The organism is Rouxiella silvae (assembly GCF_002093625.1).
GTDB classification, from domain to species: domain Bacteria; phylum Pseudomonadota; class Gammaproteobacteria; order Enterobacterales; family Enterobacteriaceae; genus Rouxiella; species Rouxiella silvae.
Genome location: NZ_MRWD01000015.1, coordinates 21,216 through 41,515, shown reverse-complemented (window position 1 = coordinate 41,515; position 20,300 = coordinate 21,216). Strand labels below are relative to the sequence as shown.

General features: G+C 52.8%; 19 protein-coding genes. 10 read left to right on the top strand and 9 right to left on the bottom strand.

Annotation, left to right across the window (positions count from 1 at the left end; genetic code table 11):
• The first annotated feature begins 27 nt into the window (after nucleotides 1–27).
• Nucleotides 28–1,185 (top strand): histidinol-phosphate transaminase, encoded by a 1,158-nt coding sequence (hisC, locus tag BS639_RS08130; RefSeq protein WP_084982786.1) that lies wholly within the window; start codon nucleotides 28–30, stop codon nucleotides 1,183–1,185.
• Nucleotides 1,182–2,336, top strand: coding sequence for an alpha-hydroxy acid oxidase (locus BS639_RS08125; protein ID WP_084982785.1), 1,155 nt, complete (start codon nucleotides 1,182–1,184; stop codon nucleotides 2,334–2,336). Before hisC ends, BS639_RS08125 begins: the two co-directional genes overlap by 4 nt.
• Nucleotides 2,337–2,388: 52 nt before the next feature.
• Here the strand turns inward: BS639_RS08125 and BS639_RS08120 are convergent, their stop codons facing one another.
• Both BS639_RS08120 and BS639_RS08115 read right to left on the bottom strand, forming a co-directional pair.
• On the bottom strand, nucleotides 2,389–2,631 hold the full coding sequence (locus BS639_RS08120) for a hypothetical protein (RefSeq protein ID WP_055779701.1): 243 nt from the start codon (nucleotides 2,629–2,631) through the stop codon (nucleotides 2,389–2,391).
• Between the two features lie 385 nt (nucleotides 2,632–3,016).
• On the bottom strand, nucleotides 3,017–3,955 hold the full coding sequence (locus tag BS639_RS08115) for a hypothetical protein (RefSeq protein ID WP_084982784.1): 939 nt from the start codon (nucleotides 3,953–3,955) through the stop codon (nucleotides 3,017–3,019).
• A gap of 440 nt (nucleotides 3,956–4,395) precedes the next feature.
• Between BS639_RS08115 and BS639_RS08110 the strand changes: the two genes are divergently transcribed.
• Nucleotides 4,396–5,490, top strand: coding sequence for an iron-containing alcohol dehydrogenase family protein (locus BS639_RS08110; RefSeq protein ID WP_084982783.1), 1,095 nt, complete (start codon nucleotides 4,396–4,398; stop codon nucleotides 5,488–5,490).
• A gap of 22 nt (nucleotides 5,491–5,512) precedes the next feature.
• Here the strand turns inward: BS639_RS08110 and BS639_RS08105 are convergent, their stop codons facing one another.
• The 7 genes from BS639_RS08105 to BS639_RS08075 all read right to left on the bottom strand — a co-directional run bounded on the left by BS639_RS08105 (nucleotide 5,513) and on the right by BS639_RS08075 (nucleotide 12,760).
• Nucleotides 5,513–6,283: an SDR family NAD(P)-dependent oxidoreductase gene (locus BS639_RS08105; protein ID WP_084982782.1), complete on the bottom strand. Its 771-nt coding sequence runs from the start codon at nucleotides 6,281–6,283 to the stop codon at nucleotides 5,513–5,515.
• A 2-nt stretch (nucleotides 6,284–6,285) separates the two neighbouring features.
• Nucleotides 6,286–7,617, bottom strand: coding sequence for a hypothetical protein (locus BS639_RS08100; RefSeq protein WP_084982781.1), 1,332 nt, complete (start codon nucleotides 7,615–7,617; stop codon nucleotides 6,286–6,288).
• Between the two features lie 10 nt (nucleotides 7,618–7,627).
• Complete coding sequence (gene hisD / locus BS639_RS08095) at nucleotides 7,628–8,986, bottom strand: histidinol dehydrogenase (protein ID WP_084982780.1); 1,359 nt, start codon at nucleotides 8,984–8,986, stop codon at nucleotides 7,628–7,630.
• A 2-nt stretch (nucleotides 8,987–8,988) separates the two neighbouring features.
• A complete protein-coding gene (locus BS639_RS08090) occupies nucleotides 8,989–9,774 on the bottom strand; it encodes an ABC transporter ATP-binding protein (RefSeq protein WP_084982779.1) in 786 nt (261 codons plus the stop codon).
• Nucleotides 9,774–10,586 (bottom strand): ABC transporter permease, encoded by an 813-nt coding sequence (locus BS639_RS08085; protein WP_084982778.1) that lies wholly within the window; start codon nucleotides 10,584–10,586, stop codon nucleotides 9,774–9,776. The genes BS639_RS08090 and BS639_RS08085 overlap by 1 nt, the downstream gene beginning before the upstream one ends.
• A gap of 2 nt (nucleotides 10,587–10,588) precedes the next feature.
• Complete coding sequence (locus BS639_RS08080; RefSeq protein WP_084982777.1) at nucleotides 10,589–11,602, bottom strand: ABC transporter substrate-binding protein; 1,014 nt, start codon at nucleotides 11,600–11,602, stop codon at nucleotides 10,589–10,591.
• A 177-nt stretch (nucleotides 11,603–11,779) separates the two neighbouring features.
• Nucleotides 11,780–12,760, bottom strand: coding sequence for a LysR family transcriptional regulator (locus BS639_RS08075; protein ID WP_084982776.1), 981 nt, complete (start codon nucleotides 12,758–12,760; stop codon nucleotides 11,780–11,782).
• Nucleotides 12,761–12,999: 239 nt separating this feature from the next.
• Here BS639_RS08075 and argH point away from each other — a divergent pair, with 239 nt between their 5' ends.
• The 7 genes from argH to BS639_RS08040 are packed head-to-tail and all read left to right on the top strand — an operon-like array spanning nucleotide 13,000 to nucleotide 20,105.
• A complete protein-coding gene (gene argH, locus BS639_RS08070; protein ID WP_084982775.1) occupies nucleotides 13,000–14,427 on the top strand; it encodes an argininosuccinate lyase in 1,428 nt (475 codons plus the stop codon).
• A gap of 17 nt (nucleotides 14,428–14,444) precedes the next feature.
• Nucleotides 14,445–15,314: an amino acid ABC transporter permease gene (locus tag BS639_RS08065; protein ID WP_055779662.1), complete on the top strand. Its 870-nt coding sequence runs from the start codon at nucleotides 14,445–14,447 to the stop codon at nucleotides 15,312–15,314.
• 13 nt (nucleotides 15,315–15,327) lie between these two features.
• Nucleotides 15,328–16,092: an amino acid ABC transporter ATP-binding protein gene (locus BS639_RS08060; RefSeq protein ID WP_055779659.1), complete on the top strand. Its 765-nt coding sequence runs from the start codon at nucleotides 15,328–15,330 to the stop codon at nucleotides 16,090–16,092.
• A gap of 26 nt (nucleotides 16,093–16,118) precedes the next feature.
• On the top strand, nucleotides 16,119–16,949 hold the full coding sequence (locus BS639_RS08055; protein WP_084982774.1) for an ABC transporter substrate-binding protein: 831 nt from the start codon (nucleotides 16,119–16,121) through the stop codon (nucleotides 16,947–16,949).
• A 27-nt stretch (nucleotides 16,950–16,976) separates the two neighbouring features.
• Complete coding sequence (locus BS639_RS08050; protein ID WP_084982773.1) at nucleotides 16,977–17,831, top strand: polysaccharide deacetylase family protein; 855 nt, start codon at nucleotides 16,977–16,979, stop codon at nucleotides 17,829–17,831.
• A complete protein-coding gene (locus tag BS639_RS08045; RefSeq protein WP_055779640.1) occupies nucleotides 17,821–18,738 on the top strand; it encodes a polysaccharide deacetylase family protein in 918 nt (305 codons plus the stop codon). Before BS639_RS08050 ends, BS639_RS08045 begins: the two co-directional genes overlap by 11 nt.
• Complete coding sequence (locus BS639_RS08040) at nucleotides 18,735–20,105, top strand: MmgE/PrpD family protein (RefSeq protein ID WP_084982772.1); 1,371 nt, start codon at nucleotides 18,735–18,737, stop codon at nucleotides 20,103–20,105. The genes BS639_RS08045 and BS639_RS08040 overlap by 4 nt, the downstream gene beginning before the upstream one ends.
• Nucleotides 20,106–20,300 lie beyond the last annotated feature (195 nt).

Sequence of the window (20,300 nt, the reverse complement as noted above, 5' to 3'; positions counted from 1 at the left end):
TATTTAAGGCATTAAGGGGGGAATGAGGTGGAGATAAAATCTGAATCAACGGCCGTTCGTTTACAGCGCCTGGCGCGTCCTGATGCGAGAGTGCTTGGGGTCTATAATTCAGGGCTGTCAGCAGACGCCGTGCGCGAAAAATATGGCGTTGAGCACGTTGCCAAACTGGCCAGCAATGAAAACCCGCTGGGTGCCAGTCCGCAGGTGACCCGCGCGTTAATTGCCGAGGCCTCCGGCAGTGCGATTTACCCTGATTCTGCCAGTCGCGCGGTGCGCCAGAAAATTGCGTCTGCGACCGGCGTCGGCCTTGAACAGGTAGTGATGGGCAACGGATCGGAAGAAATTCTGCAAATGCTCTGTACTGCGTTTCTCAACCCCGGTGATCGAGTGGTGACGCTGATCCCCTCCTTTGGCTTGCATGAAATTTTCCCGCGCATGATGGGGGCAGAAATCACGATGGTTGGCGTGGACGCGCAGAGGCAGTTTGACGTTGCTGCCTGGGAGCAGGCACTGTCTACGCCGGTGAAGCTGGTTATTTTCAGTAATCCCTCCAACCCGGTGGGCTGTATGCTGAATCGAGAAGGATTCCAGCGCATTATCGACGCCGCGCCGCAGGACTGCGTATTGGTTATCGATGAGGCCTATTATGAATACTGCGAATCTGACCTTGATTATCCCGACAGCCTGCGGGTATTGGCGCAGCAGACGCGCCCGTGGATTGTGCTGCGCACGCTGTCGAAAGCCTACGGATTGGCGGGCCTGCGCATTGGCTATGGCTTGGCCAGCGACGTTGAACTGGTGAATCTGCTCGACAGAGTCCGTACGCCGTTCAACATCAACCGTTCCGCTCAGGCAGCTGCACTGGCTGCGCTGGAAGATAAAGCGCACGTCGCCGCCAGCATGGAGTTTGTCAGCCAGCAGCGGGCGATAATTAGCGCAACATTGAGGGAGAAAGGGTATGAAGTGGTGCCGTCGCATGCCAACTTTGTGTTCTTCGACTGTCAACGGCCCAGTGTGGAGCTGGCAGAGCAATTACTGACCTATGGCGTGATTGTCAAACCGTGGCGCGAACCCGGCTATGCGCGCTGGATTCGGGTCTCGGTGGGCAGTGAGCACGATAATCAGCTTTTCTTGCGCAGCCTTGAGCTGATTTCCATGCAGGCTAATGCGCAGGAGGCCGAGTGAGTCGTCGCCACGCCTTCAATCTGAATGACTTTCGTCAGCAGGCCAAGGCCAAACTGCCCGCTTTTGCCTTTAGCTACGTGGACGGCGGCGCTGACGATGAGGTAACGCTTCGCCACAATCAGCAGGTTTTTGATAACTGGCGTTTTGTTCCGCCGGTGCTGATTAACGCCAGCCAGCGCAGCCTGCATCTTCCACTCGGGGGTAAACAGGCTTTAGCTCCGGTGATGATAGCGCCAACCGGCTATAACGGCATGCTGCGCCATGAGGCGGATTTGATACTGGCCCGAGGGGCGCAGCGTGCGGGGATCCCCTATATACAGAGCACCGTGTCGACCGCGTCAATTGAAGAGATTGCCGCCCAAAATATTGATAGACACTGGTTTCAGCTTTACGTGTTAAAAGACCGGCAGGTGACTCTGGGCCTACTTCAGCGCGCCAAACAGGCAGGCTGCGAGAATCTGGTGGTGTCGGTTGATGCGGTGCATTTTGGCAATCGCGAGCGGGACAAACGCCACTATCGCCGCCCAATGAAACTCTCAATTGCCAGCCTGATTGACGTGGCGCTGCATCCGGGATGGGTATGGCACACTTTGAAACCAGCCGGTATGCCGGGCTTTGGCAATCTCAAACCCTACGTTCCTGCCGACAAACAGCGCGGCGCAGGCGGGGCAAGCTATTTTTCTGAGCAAATGGATACCACACTTGACTGGAGCACTGTCGCCTGGCTGCGTGAACAGTGGGGAGGCAGGCTGTGGATTAAGGGTATTCTCAGCGTCGAAGATGCCAAAAAGGCGCAGGGCCTTGGCGCAGACGGCATCGTAATTTCTAATCACGGTGGTCGTCAACTGGACGGCACGGTCAGCCCGATGGAGGTGTTACCGGCCATTCGTAAGGCCTGCGGAGCCGATTTTTCGCTATTGATCGACAGCGGTTTTCGGCGCGGCACGGACATCGTTAAGGCACTGGCGCTGGGGGCTAACGCTGTGCTGCTGGGGCGCCCGCTGTTGTTTAGCGTTGCCGCCCACGGCGAGGCGGGTATTAATAAGGCACTGAGCCTGATTATCGCTGAAATTGACCGTACACTGGCGCAGCTCGGCTGTAGCAACCTGAGCCAACTAGGGCCGCATCTGCTGAGTTTGAAATCGACATAAAAAAAGGAAGGCGATTGCCTTCCTAAATCAGTTTTTCAGTAACACAGCCTCATTAGATGCAAGGATTAGCTTTAAATCTTGAATCCTCATAGAGATATTCCCAGTCATCATCGCTACGATGCGCATATGCAGTGAATGCGGCAGCAAAACGGCCCGCTTTTTTAAGTTTATAGAATATTAAGAGCACGTCCGGTACCGCGGCTGATAATAATTTTTTTCCCGAGGGATGTTGTTTCGAAACGCCACTGTGGGTAATGGTTAGAGCTATTACTGCTACTGGTATAGACAACTCCATCAGTTTTTCCGTCTAACGCTTTGCCGGTTGCGTGTTGAATAAACTGATAATACTCATCTGCTGCATTATTTGTATGGTTAGATAGGCGTACTGATTTCCATTACTGATAAGGGTTGTCAGTATTGATGTGTCCACTATTGCCATTCAGATAATTTTCTAAATTACTTTTGGCGCCAAGGTATGTATTGCCACTCGCATTTCGTAAAATATAGTGCTTAGTGTTATCAATAATTATTTATGAATAGATGTCTCCCACGGCGCCTGGTTTGCCAATAGCTTTACAAAGCTGGCCTGAAGGGAACGTAATGTTTTTCGTGGTAGACCTAGAGTTTCTGTTTATGACTTTAATGTTGTCTTATATCACTGGCTTAACGTCAAAGCCATTTTAGGATACTGTTGACAATCCTGACTTGGGTATATCAACAAGATAATAATCACCATGGAAGAGGGAATCAGACACTCTAACCGGGGCATCGCCAAACCAATCTTTATTGTTGATAATCCACGGCCCGTGATAGTGATCGGAATAAATGACGATGACCTTGTTTTCATTGATTATTTTTTTGAAAAATTCTTTTTCCGTCTCGTTTGTGTTTTTAAGGAAGTTTTGGTCAGCATTATGCATATTTAGAATGATTTGCTTGCCCCGCTTACGGGCTTTGTTTAAATCATCTGCTAACCAAACCATTAGGCTGGTTTTTTTATATTCAAATTTGGTGTTGTGTACATGCTTGTTCAAATATACATCATAACTTGGATGATTTTGTAATTGCACATAGTGAATGTCGCCATCGTCCCATGAATACGCCAGGCTGCCATAACTTGTGACTATATGTCCATGCTGATAGTGCCATGTAAGATTGTTACTGAAGTTGCTTTCATTTTTTTTGCTTTCAATATGCTTGTGCATATAAGTTAGCATGTCGATATCACATATATCTTTATGGCATTCACCCACGTTATTCGCATAATCATGATTGCCCAAACCAGTGAAAGTTTTAAACGGGAGGTCATAAATTTTGTGGAATGAGTCAAGCGAGAGGGTTCTGCCATACTCGGTAATATCGCCATTGATAATACCAAACTTGATGGTTTTTTGTTTGTTAGCATTTCTAAGGCTTTCTGCGGTGAGTTTATTTTCTCTTTCCCACCTTGACTCATCCCAATTATGGACACTACCACTTTCTGTTCGGAAGGCCTGTGGGTCTGCCATTGCGGCTATTCTGTATTCACTGGCATGAACATATGAACAGGTTAGCGCTAAGGCTAAGCCTATAATCAGTTTTTTTCTTTTAATTAAGGGTGCTGTTTTTTTTGCGAACATGATGTATTCCCTTGGGTGATTTTCTATAAATTGTGCCAATAACGATTTCTTATCTATTTCGATTGGCTTGAAATACGGCTGTTTATAAGGTTTTTTACTCAGATTTTCGTTATAAACATTTTAAATTGAATGTGTATTAAAACAGAAAGCCTGTTTTTGATTAATCTGACAAGTACGGTTCTTTGTTTTTATTCGCGTTTTAAAAAACTAATATTTCATTTATTAGAGGCTTATCAATACCCTGCATAAAATTTAAGGCGGTCAAGAGGACGAGTGTCTGTATGTTTTGATACGATAGGATAATATTTATGTGGTTGATTTTAGAAGCGATGGCTAACAGACTTCAAAGGATTGGCGCAAGTATTGCTTGTCTATTGAACCGGCTATCATTGGATAGCCTGCTAACATCCTAAAACGTGAAAGAAAGAGAGAGGCAGTACATGCAAGCACAGAATATTATTTTCCCCGCACAAGTTCTGCGCGGCCCGGGCGTTTTGTCGCAGATTGGCGAAATTTGTAGCCTGCTGGGGCAGCGCGCGATGGTTATCGGGGGGCATCAGGCATTGGCCGCCGTGGGGGATAAAATCAATCACTACCTCGAAGGCGCGGCGGTAACGGTAGTCGGCAGCGAGTGGTTTGGCGGTGAAACCAGTGAGGGAAATATTCTGCGTTTGGCCAAGCAGGTTGAAGCGCTGTCAGCCGACATTATTATCAGCGTCGGTGGCGGTAAATCGCTCGACACCGGCAAAGCGGTGGGTGTGATAACCCGTGTGCCGGTAGTCACCGTGCCGACCATTGCCGCAACCTGCGCCGCAGTAACGCCGTTAACGGTTCGCTACTTTGACGATGGTCACTTTCGTGACCTTTACCCACTGCCGCAGGCACCTGCTAGCGTAATCATCGACAGTGATCTGCTGGCCAAGGCACCGCTGCGCTGGTTGGCGGCGGGTTTGGGCGACACGCTGGCCAAGTGGTACGAGTTTCGCGCGATCAGCAGCCATCAGAGCGAGTTAACCGGCGTTGCCCGTTCTTCCAGCGCCAACAGCCGCATCTGCTATGACCTGATCGCCACCTACGGCGGCGCGGCCTGCGACACGGTGCGAGCAGGTCAAGCCAGCGCCGAGCTGGACCAGGTGCTTGATGCTATTTTCATGTTTGCCGGATTAACCTCACTGATGAGCAGCGGTGCTCACGCTGCCGCGGCGCACGCCATCTATGAAGGCTTTACCGTATGCGATAAAACGCGCGAGTTTGGTCACGGATTATTGGTTGGGCTGGGTAATCTGTGCCTGCTGGCGCTGGAAAATCGCAGCGACGAAGAATTGCGCGAAGCGGTGTTGTTGTCTCATGCCTGTGCGGTTCCGCTTCGCTTAAGCGAAATCGCCAGTCTTACGGCTGAGGAACTTGAGGCGATAGTGCAGGCTTCGTTGCATGCGCCTGACATGCATAACATGCCGCATCCAGTGACCGCTGAGTCACTTTATGCGGCGTTTGCCCGCGTAGAGTCTATGGCAGATACGCTGAATTTGTCCTGAGCCGTCTGAGTGCGATGTGCCTTCAAATAGACGCCAGGAATCCCCCGTCGATATACAGCACCTGCCCGGTAATATAGGCCGCGGCAGGGCTGCTCAAAAATACCGCCGCACCCACCAAGTCTTCTAGCCTGCCGAAGCGGCCAAGGGGTATTTTAGCCCGCATGCTCGCGCACCATTGGGCATCGTGATAAAACTCGGCCGTTAGCTCAGTCTGAAAATATCCGGGACCCATACCGTTAACTCTAATTCCCTGGCTGGCCCATTCGGTGGCAAGCGTATGCGTTAACCCGACCATTGCCGATTTCGATGCTCCGTAAGCCGCGGCGCCCGGCACGCCGACCTCACTGGTCAGTGAGCAGAGATTAAGAATGCTGCCTCCGCCGCGTGCGGCCATACGTTTTGCCGCTGTCTGAGCGCAGAAGAATGCGCCTTTAAGGTTGGTATCCATAATGCGGTCCCATAGGGCTTCGTCCACGTCGAAGGAAGGGCAAAGCTGTTCAGTACCGGCATTGTTAATCAAAATGTCCACGTCGAGATTAATCGCCTCAAACGCGGCTGAAAATGAGTCTGGTCTGGTCATATCCAACAGCATTGGCCGACATTCGCCGCCTTGGGCAATAATAGTGTTAGCCACCGCCTCAAGGGTTGAAAGCTCGCGTCCACAAATCACCACGCTGGCACCGGCCTGGGCCAAACCGGTCGCCAGTGCCTGACCTATTCCGCGTGAGCCGCCGGTAACCAGCGCACACTTTCCTGCAAGTGAAAAAGAGGGCAAAAGCGAAGACGTTGTCATGATTACGCCTCTTCATGCGGCACAGGGGCGGTGGGCGTCAGGCCGTTGAGCCAGTCGGTAAAGTTGTCACTGGCGTTGTCCAGCGGCTCGCTGCCGAGCATCATCGCCATGGCAAAACCGAGCGCCGAGCTGTCCGGCGTATGGCCGCTGCCGCCGTCGACGCGTAAATTCAGCACCAACGTCGGGCAGCAAAACATCGCCAATCGAAACAGGCGCTGCCAGTTGGCGGGCAACAGTCCGTGACGCTGCAGTGAGTCGAGAAGCGGTTGCCAGTAAAGCTTGCCCTTGGCGTCCAAAAAAGCCGCCCGCAGCGGGGTGAGCTGCCAGTTATGATCAACATACAGCGTGTCACCGCGGCGCAGCACGTTCACCTGGTACAGTTCGGCGCTGCGAGCGGGTTCATAAAGCCACAGCGGATGGGCAAAAATGTTGTGAAAGGTGGCCTTGATTTCTGCCAGCAGCGCGGGAATGTGCCGACCGGCAAACGCGGGATCAAAACTGACCAACTGAGGCCGTTCGCCGCTGGTTTCATACCAGACATTGGCGTTATGCGCGTCTCCGTGGGCGGTGAGGGTACCGTGATGTGACAGTGCAATCGGAGACAGTCGCGCCGCCGCATCGGCAAAAAGCTGCCGCAGGCTGTGGGCGTATGGCACACCGTTTATCACCCAGCGCAGATTACTCAGGCTTTGCCACGACAGCCGTTCTTCCCCTAACTGAAATGCTTTATCAACATAAAAGCTCGCCACGCGGCCACCGAACCCGGGCGTCAGGCCTTCGCTTATCAGGCGGTGGTAAAACAGCTGATGAATAGGTTCGGCGCTGACCTGATTCAGTGTGGACTCGTGCAGGGTGGGCAGCGTTGCGGTCCAAATCTCTTGGTCGGCGCGGCGCTGAGCCTCCACCACAGGCAACATCGCCACCCAGTCATGATTGAACTCAATTTCACGGCAAACGTCGGCCATCCGGCGGTCAAATCGCTGTTGGTAGAGCAGGATTTGTCGCCCAGGCTCGCCGCAGGCATACAGCGGAACGTCGACCCGAAAACCGCTGTCGCGCAGCAGTTCGGCGTTGTAATACTCTTCGATGGTTTTATCTTCGCCTTCTTCATTGTGATATTTGAAGAAAAGTGCGCGACCGTCGTCGAGTTCGACTGTGCCGTTGAGGGAATTAAGGCTGTACTGGTCGCGGTTGATGGTCAATGAAAGCGTCGCTACGTCGGTCACTTCACTTATCAGCTGGCGCAGCGCGAGGGTTGCCTGTTCCCAGTCACCGGCCTTGCTTAGCGCCCGAGCCTGAGCAGCTAAAGGTTGCTTGCCTGTTGTTTTGTCCATCACTTTCACCTTAATTTGCTGAGTTTTTTCCTGATTTTTTATCCAACAGCCGGTGGCGTAGGTCAGAAACTGCTAACGCGTGGCCTGGGAAACCTTCATACAGCGCAAAAGCGTGGGCTTTTTCAGCCAGCAGGTCATAACCCTCTCGGGTCACGTAACCCACCGAAATTCGCTTCATGTAGTCAAATACCGAAAGTGGACCGGCAACCCGCGCCGCGCCGTTAGTGGGCAGTACCGCATTGGGGCCGAGCACAAAGTTACCCAGCGTGATCGGGGTATAGTGGCCGAGCAGGATTTCTCCGGCATTGCGAATTTTCCCCATCACCGCCATCGGTTCCTCAGCCAAAATTTCGAGGTGCTCAGGGGCGTAACGGTTTACAAAGTCTACGGCGGTGGCGAAATCTTTGGTGAGCACCACGCCGCCGTGAGTGCCGCACAGCACCGATCGTGAGAAACCGGCGCGTTTTTCATCGATAGACGCCCAATAATCCGGTAAGGCTTTTATGGCTTCTTCCGCTACGCGACGGCTGCTGGTCACCAGATAAGCCGATGAGTCTGGGCCGTGTTCAGATTCAATAATCAGGTCGAGTGCCGCCAGCGCGCCGTTTGTGCTGTCGTCCGCCAAAATCAGGCTTTCGCTGGGACCTGCGGGCACGCCCGGGTCAATCAGACCAGAAAGCTGACGTTTCGCCGCCACAACCCACGGGCTGCCGGGTCCGACGATTTTAAGGCATTTAGGAACGGTTTCGGTGCCATAGGCCACCGCCGCGACTCCCTGAGCGCCGCCGCATTTGTAAATTTCAGTGATGCCAACCAGCCGTGCGGCCACCAACGTGGCGTCGTCGACTTTTCCGTCGGGACCCGGAGGGGTTATGACTACGCAGCGTGGAACGCCAGCCACCAAGGCCGGGATCGTGGTCATTAGGAATACGCTGGGAAATGAGCCTTTACCGCGTGGCACATAGCAGGCCACTGAGTCGATTGGCACGTGTCTGTCGCCGGCAAACGCGCCGGGGCGGATCTCTTTCATCCACATTTCTTCAGGCTTTTGCGCCTCGTGAAACGCGCGAATGTTTTCAGCGGCGAAGCGGATTGAGTCAATCACCTGCGGGTCAAGGCGTTCAAAGGCGGTGGCGAATTCGGTGTCTTCGGCCAGAATGCTCATTTGCTCATCGGTTACGCCGTCAAAATCTCTGGCAAAATTCAACAGTGCGGCGTCACCTTGAGTGCGAACGGCTTCAATAATCGGCGCAACGCGTTCGATAAAAAATGACAGGTCAGATTCAGTGCGTTTAAACAGGGCTTCGGGCAAGGTATCGCTGTTGCTAAGATCATGAAAAGAGACGTTGTGTTCTACGGTTGCCGACATATTCAAACTCCGCGTAAAGGTGAGGCGGCGGGGCGAGGTTGCCCACCGCGAATACTGTGTAAAACCTGGCGTTGCAGGAGGAGAAACGCGTTGCTGACCATCATATCTTCATGGCGTGGTCTAGGCAGCGGCACGTCAAAGGTGGTTTGAATGGTGCCTGGACCCATGACCACTATTCGGTCAGAGAGATACACCGCCTCTTCAATATCGTGGGTGACAAACATCACGGTTAGCCGGTGCTGCTCCCAAATACGGGTGAGCAACTCCTGCATCTGATGGCGCGTCATGGCGTCGAGCGCGCCGAAAGGCTCGTCCATCAGTAAAATTTTGGGCCGATAAGAAAGCGCCCGTGCAATGGCCACCCGCTGCTTCATGCCCCCGGAAAGTTCACTTGGCCAGGCGTCGGCAAACGGCGTCAACTGCACCAGCTCGATGTGCTCATCGGCAATTTTACGACACTCTGCTCGGCTGTAGTGGGCTGCCTTAAGGGCAAACTCAATATTTTGCCGCACGGTTAACCAGGGAAGCAGGGTGTAAGATTGAAACACCACGCCGCGATCGATGCCCGCGCCGGTGATGGTATTGCCGTCAACCGCCACCACGCCGCTGTCGTAATCTTCAAGCCCGGCGGCAATCGACAGCAGGGTACTTTTGCCACAGCCTGAGGTGCCAACTATTGATACAAACTCGTTATCGGCAATCTCGAGCGAGATATTGTGCAGTACTTCACGCGTCTGCTTCCCCTGCTGAAAGCTTTTATGCAAATTACGAATGCTTAACGTTGCCATCAGCTGCGCCTCTTGTTGTAACGGAATAAAATGCGCTCGGCGCCGCGCATAATCTGGTCGCTGATTAACCCGAGAATACCCAGCAAAAGGATGTAGCCGATGATGGTATCGGTCTGGAAGAAGCGCTGTGAAACCACGATGCGATAGCCCAGACCTGAGGTTGACGCGACCAGCTCGGCCAGCACCAGCCAGGTCCACGCCCAGCCGAGGCTGATACGCAGTGCGTCCCAAATGCCAGGCAGAGCGCTGGGCAGCACAATTTTGAACAAGATTTTTCGGTCGGGCATCCCCAGCGTGCGGCCTAGCCCAATGAAGTCAATTGGCACGCGTTTTACTGCGTCAATCACCATTAAAACCTGCTGAAAGAAGGTGCCAATCCAGATGATTAGAAACTTTTGCACGTCATCGGTACCGGTCCAAAGAATGGTTAACGGCACAAAGGCCACCACCGGCATATAGCGAATAAAATCGACCAACGGTTCGGTTATCGCTTTGAAAAAACCATAACATCCGGCCAGCACGCCGATGATTATCGACATCAGCGATGAAATAATAAACGCCACGCTGATTCGGTAAAGACTGCTTTTGAGGTCATCCCACAGCGTGCCGTCCTGCGCCAGGCTGACCATTTTTAGCCACACGTCACTAAGCCTGGGCAAGAATATGGCCGGAACCGCGCCGCTGCGGGTGGTAAGCCACCAAGCGAGCAGCAGCAAGGCAAACAGCAGGGTGGCGATGCCCACGAAAAGCCTGCGCGACGGCAGGCGTCCTATCACCAGTAAATTAAGGGGTTTACGTTTTTTGCTTAACACTTTTAAAGCCCGTTGACGAAGGAGGCGTCGATCACTTGAGCGGTGGTGACCGGTTTAGGGATTAAACCCGCTGCGGTGGCGGCTTTGAGCACGTGAACAAAGGTCTGGTCGGCGAAGCTGTGGCTTAACACTTTTTTGTTTTCGGCCAGTGAATAATATTTAACGCCGTCAAAGGCGGTTTCGAGGTCGGCAGGCGACGCGCCAACAGCTTTGGCGATGACAGCGCGGTCTGCCTGTGTGTTGGCCTGATAGTGCGTGAGTGCGGCGTCCCAACTTTTAATCAGTGCGGCAACCTGGCCGGGTTTGTCTTTAATCACCGAGTCGCGCACCACTAAAACATCGCCGATCAGGCCCGGATCGGACGAGCCGCTGTAGAGCATTGTCAGGGAAGGGTCCTGCTTTTTGGCTGCGCTGATATAGGGCTCATAGGTAACGGCGGCGGGTACGCGCTTGGCGATAAGCGCACTGCCTGCAGAGTCAGCTGGCATCGGCACGGGAATAATGTCACTCCACTTCATGCCGGCTGAGGCGATGGCGCTGTGCAGCAAAATGTCACTGGTGGTGCCTTCTTCATAGGCTACCTGTTTGCCCTTCAACTGCTGCAATGCGGTGATATCTTTACCCACCAACAGGGCGTCGGCGGTTTCACTTTGGTCGAGAAGCAGCACGACTTTTATCGGTAAACCGGCCGAAACCATCGCCATAGCGGTGTGCGTGGCGATGTTTGCACCGTCTATTTTACCGCTTGCTAGTGCAGCATTGATGTCTTTATCCTCGGCAAAATTAATAATATCAACGTGTTCCAGTCCCTGTTTTTTAAAAATCCCTTCCTGACTGGCGACGTGCCACTGGCCGTAACCCAGCCAAGGCTCGATGCCCATCTTGAAAGTTCCTGCCTCCGGTTGAGCCGCCGTCGCCGCCGCGCTGAATATGATCAGACAGCATGCCAAAGCGATGTTGGATTTCGTCGCGTTTTTGTTTTTACCTAACAACACAGAACCAGTGGACAGAGTCATATTTCCCTCGCGAAGCGTTTAGATTGTAAGCAGTGGAAGTCATTGATGTTATACATTCATAAATGAATTTAGAGAAGAATGTTAATGCGGCCGACTGGCATTTTGAGAGCTGCACCAGACTCCGTCAGGATTTGCACCTTTTTGGTGCTGCGCAGGGCAGCGTTGACCCATGATTATTTAGCCCGCCGCAGACAGCGTTTGACTCTTCGCCTCATTTTGTAAAGCATTAAGAAACAGCGTTAATACCGTGCTTAGCGCATTTCCTTTTTTTACCACCAGGCTGAATGGGGTGGCAATGTTTATTTCATCGGGCATTAATGGTTTTAATTTTGCCCCCCCAAAAAGGTGCAGTGCATAATGTTTTGGTAAGAAGCCAATATAGTTTCCGCTTAAAATAAGCATGCTGACGGCCTCAACCTGAACCGCAATGGCATTTGAAGATGAAAATTCAAGGTAAGTATTTTTTTCGCTGTGGTTGGCGTAGAAGTGATTGACAGTTTCTGCTGATTTTATCTGCTGCTGAGTTATTTTTCCCGATGCAATGGAATACAGCGGGTGTTTATCACCACAGTAAAGATGGGATATTTCCTCATACAGAAAGTAATAATCGAACTCGGGTTTTTCGTGATATACCGGCACTAGGCCACAGGTAAAACGGCCATCAAGAACGCCGCGCTCAATTTCGTCTAACTGCGTAGCGTGCAGCCTGACACTGACCTTGGGTGCTTTACGGTGAATCTCGCTAAGGGCATGAATAATAGGTGATTTTGTATCGGTTATGGTATTGTCGATAATGCCGATGTTCAGCTCGCCGAACATGTCGTGGCGGGCGTTATTGAGCTTGTCACGAAATTGACTGATGGAAGAAAACAGATCCAGACAGGCCTGATAGGTAATTTTCCCATGCTCGGTAAGAAAGAAACCTTCTCGCCCTCGGGTGCACAGTTTCATTCCAAAACGAACTTCGAGGTCTGAAATTTGTTTACTGATCGCCGCCAAGCCAATATTTAATTCATTACAGGCAGCCGTAAATCCCCCGGCCTCCACCACGGTTTTAAATACACGTAAAAGTTTTAAATCTGCAACCCCAATACCGTGCTGGTTTACATCGATTTTAGTGGGCGATGTGTTTCCTGATTTGGAAAGTGGACTTTCCATATAAAATATTTACCCCCACCGCAAATAAAGCCAACATCAAATCAATCAAGACGTCTCAATTAATAATTTACGAGAGCAGGAAGGCCGTTGAACTTAATAATGAGGTAAAGATTTTCCGACCTGTCATTATCAGTGAATCTCATGGCGGGTGCTGGAAAATACCGCCGCCTGACTGCTTTCTCATGTATTTCATTGCAACACTTATGCCAACACCCTAGCCAGACAAAAAGGAGTCATCGATGTCCCAACCCGTAGATCGTCTTTGGGGTGCACGTTTTAAACAGGGACCCGCACCGGCCCTGAGTGCGCTTTCCCGCAGCCCTGACTACTATTTTGCGCTTGCCGAATATGACCTTGAAGGCTGTCGTGCTCACGCCTATGAACTACAGCGCGCGGGCCTGCTTGACCCACAAGAGACCGCTCTGATGGTGGCGGCCATTGCTCAGTTAGCGGCGGATTATCGCGCCGGTGACGTTCAACCGATTGAAAACGATGAAGACGTCCATACTTTCATTGAACGTATGCTGACTGAACGTCTGGGGGAGTTGGGCGGTAAACTGCGTGCCGGGCGTTCACGTAATGACCAAACGGCCAATGATCTGCGTCTTTATCTACGCGACAACGGCCGTAAAATTGTCGCCGCACTGCTTGAGTTGCAGCAGGCGTTGGTGAAGCAGGCGGAGCTTCATATCAACACCTTGGCACCCGGCTTTACGCATCTTCAGCAGGCACAACCGATCGTTTTCGGGCATCAGCTGATGGCTCACGCCCAGTCATTTGTACGTGATGTTCAACGTTTTCAGGACTGGGATAAACGTTGTGCGCTTTCACCGCTTGGTGCAGCGGCAATGGCGGGTTCTGCCATTGCGATGCATCCTGAGCTTTCGGCGGCAGACTTAGGCTATGACGGTGCCTGCGAAAACTCGATTGACGCCGTTGCCAGTCGCGATCACGTGGCCGAATTCTTGTTTGCCGGCGGCATGTTGAGCGTTAATCTCTCGCGCATTTGTGAAGAAGTATGCCTATGGGCCTCGCGCCAATTCCGTTGGGTTGAATTGAATGACGGATACGCCACTGGCAGCTCCATCATGCCGCAAAAGAAAAACCCCGATATTGCCGAACTCACCCGTGGCAAAAGTGGCCGTCTGATTGGCAACGTTACCGCCATGCTGACCACCATGAAAGGGCTGCCTTTGTCTTACAATCGCGACCTGATCGAAGACAAACGCAATGCAATCGACACCGTTGACCAACTGTTGCTGGTGCTGCCTGCCATGGCCGGAATGATTGATACCCTCGTCGTTAACGTAGAGCGCCTGCGCGAACACGCCCCACAGGGTTTCACGCTGGCAACTGAGGTGGCCGACTGGCTTTCGCGACGCGGCGTGCCGTTTAAAGAAGCACACGAAATCACCGGCAAACTGGTGCAGGTGTGTGAGCAGTACAACCTTGAACTGCATCAGGTGAGCGACGCTCAACTGCGGGAAGTGGATAGCCGACTGCTTCCAGAAGTGCGCGACTGCTTGACCCTTGAGGCGGCAATTCATGCCCGCAGTGGGTGGGGCGGAACCTCACCGCTGCGCGTAGCCGAACAAATCGCGCGCCTGAAAATCGTTCTCCAGCAGCAGTCTGACTGGGCCTCTTCGTATCGCGGACTCTCGCTTTAATTTCTTGGGAGCATCTAATGCCGAATTTACGCCCGCAGGGTGCAGAGTCGAAAAGTTCCGACATCGACCTGAGTGAGTTCCAATACGTTCCGCAGCGCTACTACGGCCGAATTGTAGCCTCGGTGGTGATTCTGGTGCTATTGGCGCTGCTGATTAACGCCTTCGCCCACGGCAAAATCGAGTGGCGCTTTGTCGGGCAGTTCTTTACCGCCAAGGCCATTCTGACCGGTTTGGGTAACACCATCGTAATGTCGATTCTGGCGATGGCGTTAGGGGTGATCTTCGGCGTGATTATCGCGGTAATGCGCATGTCGAGCAACCCGGTGCTGAGCAGCGTGGCCGTGGGTTATACCTGGATTTTTCGCGGTACGCCGCTGATTCTGCAACTGCTGCTGTGGTTCAATCTGGCGCTGATTTTTCCGACTATTGCCATCCCTGGACTGTTCAGCTTTCAGACCGTAGACATTATGACGCCATTTACCGCCGCACTGCTTGGGCTGAGCATCAATCAAGGGGCCTACACCTCTGAAGTGGTGCGCGCGGGACTGATTTCAGTCGATTTAGGCCAGTATGAGGCGGCGAAGTCTATTGGTATGACACGCATACACGCCCTGCGGCGCATCATTCTGCCGCAGGCGATGCGGGTGATTATTCCCCCTATTGGTAATGAATTCATCAGCATGGTTAAAACCACCAGTCTGGCGAGCATGATCCAGTACTCCGAGCTGCTCTACAACGCACAAACCATTTACTTCGCCAATGCCCGCGTCATGGAACTGCTGTTTGTGGCCGGTATCTGGTACCTGGTGGTGGTGACGTTGCTGTCATTCGGCCAGAACCGTCTTGAACGTTACTTTGGGCGTGGCACTCGCCGCCGCAACAGCTGAGGAGAAGCCTGCAATGAAAAGCATTATTAAAGCCGCCAACGTCAATAAGTACTTTGGGGATTTTCAGGCGCTTAAAAATATCAATCTTGAGGTGCAGCACGGCGAAGTGATGTGTGTTATCGGGCCAAGCGGCTCGGGAAAGAGCACCTTTCTGCGCTGCATTAACCAGTTGGAGCGCATCGACAGCGGCGGTATTTGGGTCGATGACGAGCTGGTGGGATATCGCATGGAGGGTAAAAAACTTTATCCGCTCAACGATAAGCAGATTGCCCGCCAGCGTTTGAAAACCGGCATGGTGTTCCAGCGCTTTAACCTGTTTCCCGACAAAACGGCACTGGAAAACATTATCGAAGGACCTTGCCAAGTATTGCTGCGTCCGGTGAAAGAGGCGACGCAGGAGGCGATGGCACTGCTTGAAAGAGTGGGGCTGGCGCACAAGCGTGATGCCTATCCGATGGAGCTTTCGGGCGGCCAGCAGCAGCGTGTAGCCATTGCTCGGGCGCTGGCAATGAAGCCAAAACTGATGCTGTTTGACGAGCCGACCTCGGCGCTGGACCCGGAGATGGTGGGTGAAGTGTTGGCGGTGATGCGCGGCCTGGCGGCAGAAGGTATGACAATGATTGTAGTCACCCATGAACTTGGTTTTGCACGAGAGGTGGCGAATCGCGTGGTCTTTATGGATGAAGGCGGAATTATAGAAAGTGGTAATCCTGAAGATGTCTTGCTGAATCCACAAAATCCAAGAACTCAGAATTTTATTTCTGCCGTTCTCATTTAAAAAATATACACAGGGGAAATCTATCAATGAAAAAAACACTGTTATCGCTGCTCGCGGCGGGTGTATTGCTCAACGGCGTCGTGTTGAGTCAGTCCGCATCGGCCGCTGAAGCCTTAAAACAGAAAGATGAGATTAAAGTGGCGATGATGCCGAACTATCCGCCGTTGGAGTTTAAAGACCCAGCGACCGACAAACTCACCGGCATGGACTATGACTTGGGTATGGAAATCGGTAAGCGTTTAGACCGCAAAATCACCTGGCAGGAAATCGGCTTTGAGCAGATGGTGAACGCCGTCGCCACCAAACGCGTGGACATGATCCTCTCCGGGATGACTGACACTAAACCGCGTCAGGATATTGCGACCTTTGTTGACTATTACAACAGTGGACCGCAGTTCTACACCACCGTGGCGCACAAAGACATCAACACCATGCTTGATCTGTGCGGTAAAAAAGTCGGCACCAGCCGTCGCACGACCTTCCCGGCAGAAATTGCGGCGTGGAGCACGGCAAACTGCGTGCCAGCGGGTAAACCGGCCATCGTCGTCGTGGGGGCGGAAGGCACCGCCGATGCGCGTACTCAGCTGCGTCAGGGCCGTATCGAAGGTGTGGTGCAGGGCAGTGAAACGCTGCCGTACATCATGAATCTTGAAAAAGACACCTACAAACCGCTTGGCAAAGCCTTCGCCTATCAGGTGACCGGGATTGGCATTAGCAAAGACGATACGGCGCTGATAGACGGCGTGAAAGGGGCGTTAACCGCCATGATAGCCGACGGTACTTATCTGAAAATACTGACTAAATGGGGCCTGCAAGACGGCGCCATTCAGGAAGTGACCATCAACAAAGGCAAGTAACGGCATTTAATCAAAGCGGGATAACTCATGACGATTTCCAACGCGGCCAGCCTTTGGCCGCAGGGTAAACGGGGCTGTATGGCGCTGGCGTTTGACCTCGATGGTCCCACCGGTGATGCCATGCTTAACGGCTCTATTTGGCACAAGCCTGAATATTTTACCTTCGGCGGCTATGGGCCTTATCGGGCGCTAGCGCGACTGCTGGACCTGCTGGATGACTATCAGTTACCGGCGACATTTTTTGTGCCGGCCTGGGTGGTAGAGAATTGGCCCAAGCAGTGTCAGGCTATCGTCGAGCGTGGTCATGAAGTCGCGTACCACGGATATCGTCATGAGTCCTTTTATGCGATTGACGCAGAAAAACAGCGTTGGGTCATGGAGAAATCCCGCGATATTTTCTGGAAATTTCTCGGCATTCGCGCCCAGGGATTTCGCACGCCCTCCGGGGACTGGCATCAGGATACACCGGCGATGTTGATTGAGGCCGGTGTGACCTACTCAAGCAGCATGCGCGGTGACGACAGGCCGTATCTGATTCAGGTTCCTGGCTATGAAAAACCGCTGGTGGAAATTCCTGGCCGTTGGGAAATGGACGATTATGCCTCCATCGCCTATACCCGTGAACCCAACTTTCCCTCGGGTCTGGACCGCACCGCCAGCTATGAACTGACACTGGATAACTGGTGCCGTGAGTTTGACGGGGCAATGAACGAGGGGCTGAGTCTGACCACTTTATTTCACCCAAAAATTACGGGTAAACCGGGCCGTATCATGCTGCTCGACCTATTCTTTGCCCACCTGCGCAGCCGCGATGACGTGTGGTTCGCACGCTGCCAAGAGGTTGCCCACTGGTGGCTACAGGAGCACTTCGATGTCAAATAATCACGCAACTACGCAGGATAAATGGCCGCAGGGCAAGCGCTGCGCGGTGGTCATTACTGTCGATTTTAATGACATACAGGGCATTCTAAGCCAAGTGCCTGCCGTGGCGGGGCGCGAGAAAACGCTGTCAGTTTGGCGCTACGGCACCCTGCGGGGCATTGACCGGCTATTGGCGCTGCTGGCTGAAAAAAATCTGCGCAGCAGTTGGTGCGTGCCGGGTGCGGTGGCCGATGAACACTCGGACAAAATTATGCACATCGCGCGCGCTGGTCATGAACTGGCAACCTGTGGCTATGAGTTTGCCCAATTCGATAATTTGTCGTTGGAGCAGCAAATCTCGAGCCTCAAACGCGGACAGGCTGCTCTTAAGGCGCAGACCGGTGAAAAGCCGCGTGGCTTCCGCGTTCCTTCCGGCAATTGGGCGCCCGGTTTTGCCGATGCGCTTAGCGAAGAGGGGATCGACTGGAGTTCTTCGTGGCGCGGGGACGATGTGCCTTATTTTCAGCCGATGCGCGACGGTTTACCTTCAAAACTGGTTGAGCTGCCGATGCATTATGAGCTGGAAGACGAGCCCTATTTTGCATTCAACCTCAGTCCGGCAGTGCCTCCGGCGCAGTCACGAATTGCCTCCTACAGCCACACGCTGGGCAATATGAAGATGGATTTCGACGGTTTTTATCGCTTTGGCCTGTGCTATGTGCTGCGCTTGCACCCTGAAGTCATCGGCACGGCGGGGCGCATTGGCCTGCTGGCCGAGCTGTTCGACTATATCACTTCACATCCCGACGTGTGGGTAGCGACAGCGGGTGAAATAGCCGACTGGTGGCGGCAGACACAGCCACAGAATGACGCCTCGCATCCGGCACAAGTCTGGCAGCAGCACACCGAAAATGGAGTTCAGCCATGAGTGAAATACTTGACGTACAGTCAACGCTGGTGGCGTTTGTTAACGACACCTGTTTTGATGATTTACCCGCCGAACTGGTCGCGCGCGCTAAGCGACACATCATTGATACACTGGGGGCGGGACTGGTCGGCGCTACGAGTGAAGTTGCGCGGGACGTCACGCAGTTTATTTTAAGCGAAGGGTGTTTACCGCTTGCCACGCTGTGGGGACGGGCAGAGAAAACCTCGGCCCGAAATGCTGCGTTACTAAACGGTATTGCCAGCCACGCGCTAGAACTCGATGACACCGGCGGCTGTGACCACTCCGGTGCAGTGGTGATCCCGGCCATGATGGCAGTATTGCCGCTGTGCAAAAAGCCGGTCAATGGGAAAGAGTTTATCACCGCGGTGGTGCTGGGCTATGACGTGGCGCGCCGCGTACTGGAAGCCTGCGGCGGTTATTCAGCTCACAACGGCACAGGCTGGCACTCAACTTCAACCTGCGGCGTATTCGGGGCGGCAGCGGCAGTGGCAAAGTTATTAGGCCTGAACAGCGCACAAATTTCCTCTGCTCTGGGCATCGCGGGCAGTTTGAGTGGAGGACTGTGGGCGTTTATTCACGACGGCTCTCAAAGTAAAAAACTTCACGCCGGCCGCGCAGCCGAAGGTGGTGTACTGGCGGCGTTGAGCGCACAGGCTGGCATAACGGGTCCTGCCGAACTGTTTGAAGACCACTGGGGCGGCTTTCTTAAAACGTTGGCTCCGGCGAGTGCCAATCAACAGGCGCTGGTTACCGAGTTGGGACAGGTATGGAAGCTGATGCGCTGCTCAATAAAACCCTATGCTTCCTGTCGCGGCACGCATGCGGCGATTGATGCTACGGGTATTTTATTAGAGAAAATGCACACTGTAGCCGAAGACGTGGAACAGATTCAGGTGACGCTGTCACCTTTCTTGCAGGAGATGTGCGGTGATGAAAAGATAAGCACGTTGGCTGCGGCACAGATGAGCATCAAGTATGCAGTGGCTGCACGGCTGGTTTATGGACATGCGGGTCTGGATGCCTACGGGGACGAGCAACGCAGCGACCCAAGGTTGCTGGCAGCAATTTCTAGGGTGAGTTTGCTGGTTGACCCGACCTTCAGCGCAGACGGAGAGCCAGAGGTTACGTTAATAACTAAAAGCGGCACGCGGTCGACCCACAAAGTGGATATCGCCCTCGGTGCTCCGGCTAATCCGGTCAGCGATAAGCAGTTGCGCGACAAATTTATGTCGCTGGCAACGCGGACAGTGAGCGTAGCGCAGGCTGAAACCTTATGGCGTGATACGCTAATGCTAGAAGACGTGGATGATTTAAGGAATATTGAGACGCTGCTCCTTAGAGCTTAAAAAAGTTTAGAACCTTAATATTTTTATTTATCTTTAATCTAGATTCCATATCGGTTTTAACTCCGCCAAACTTATGCTGGTTTTTATGACGGGGAATAATATGAAAGCGGGGAAGTTTGATAGAGTTAAATCCGAGATTGACGCTAATTAATCATTTTTTATAATCGATACCGCAATGATTGTTAGATTCGTATT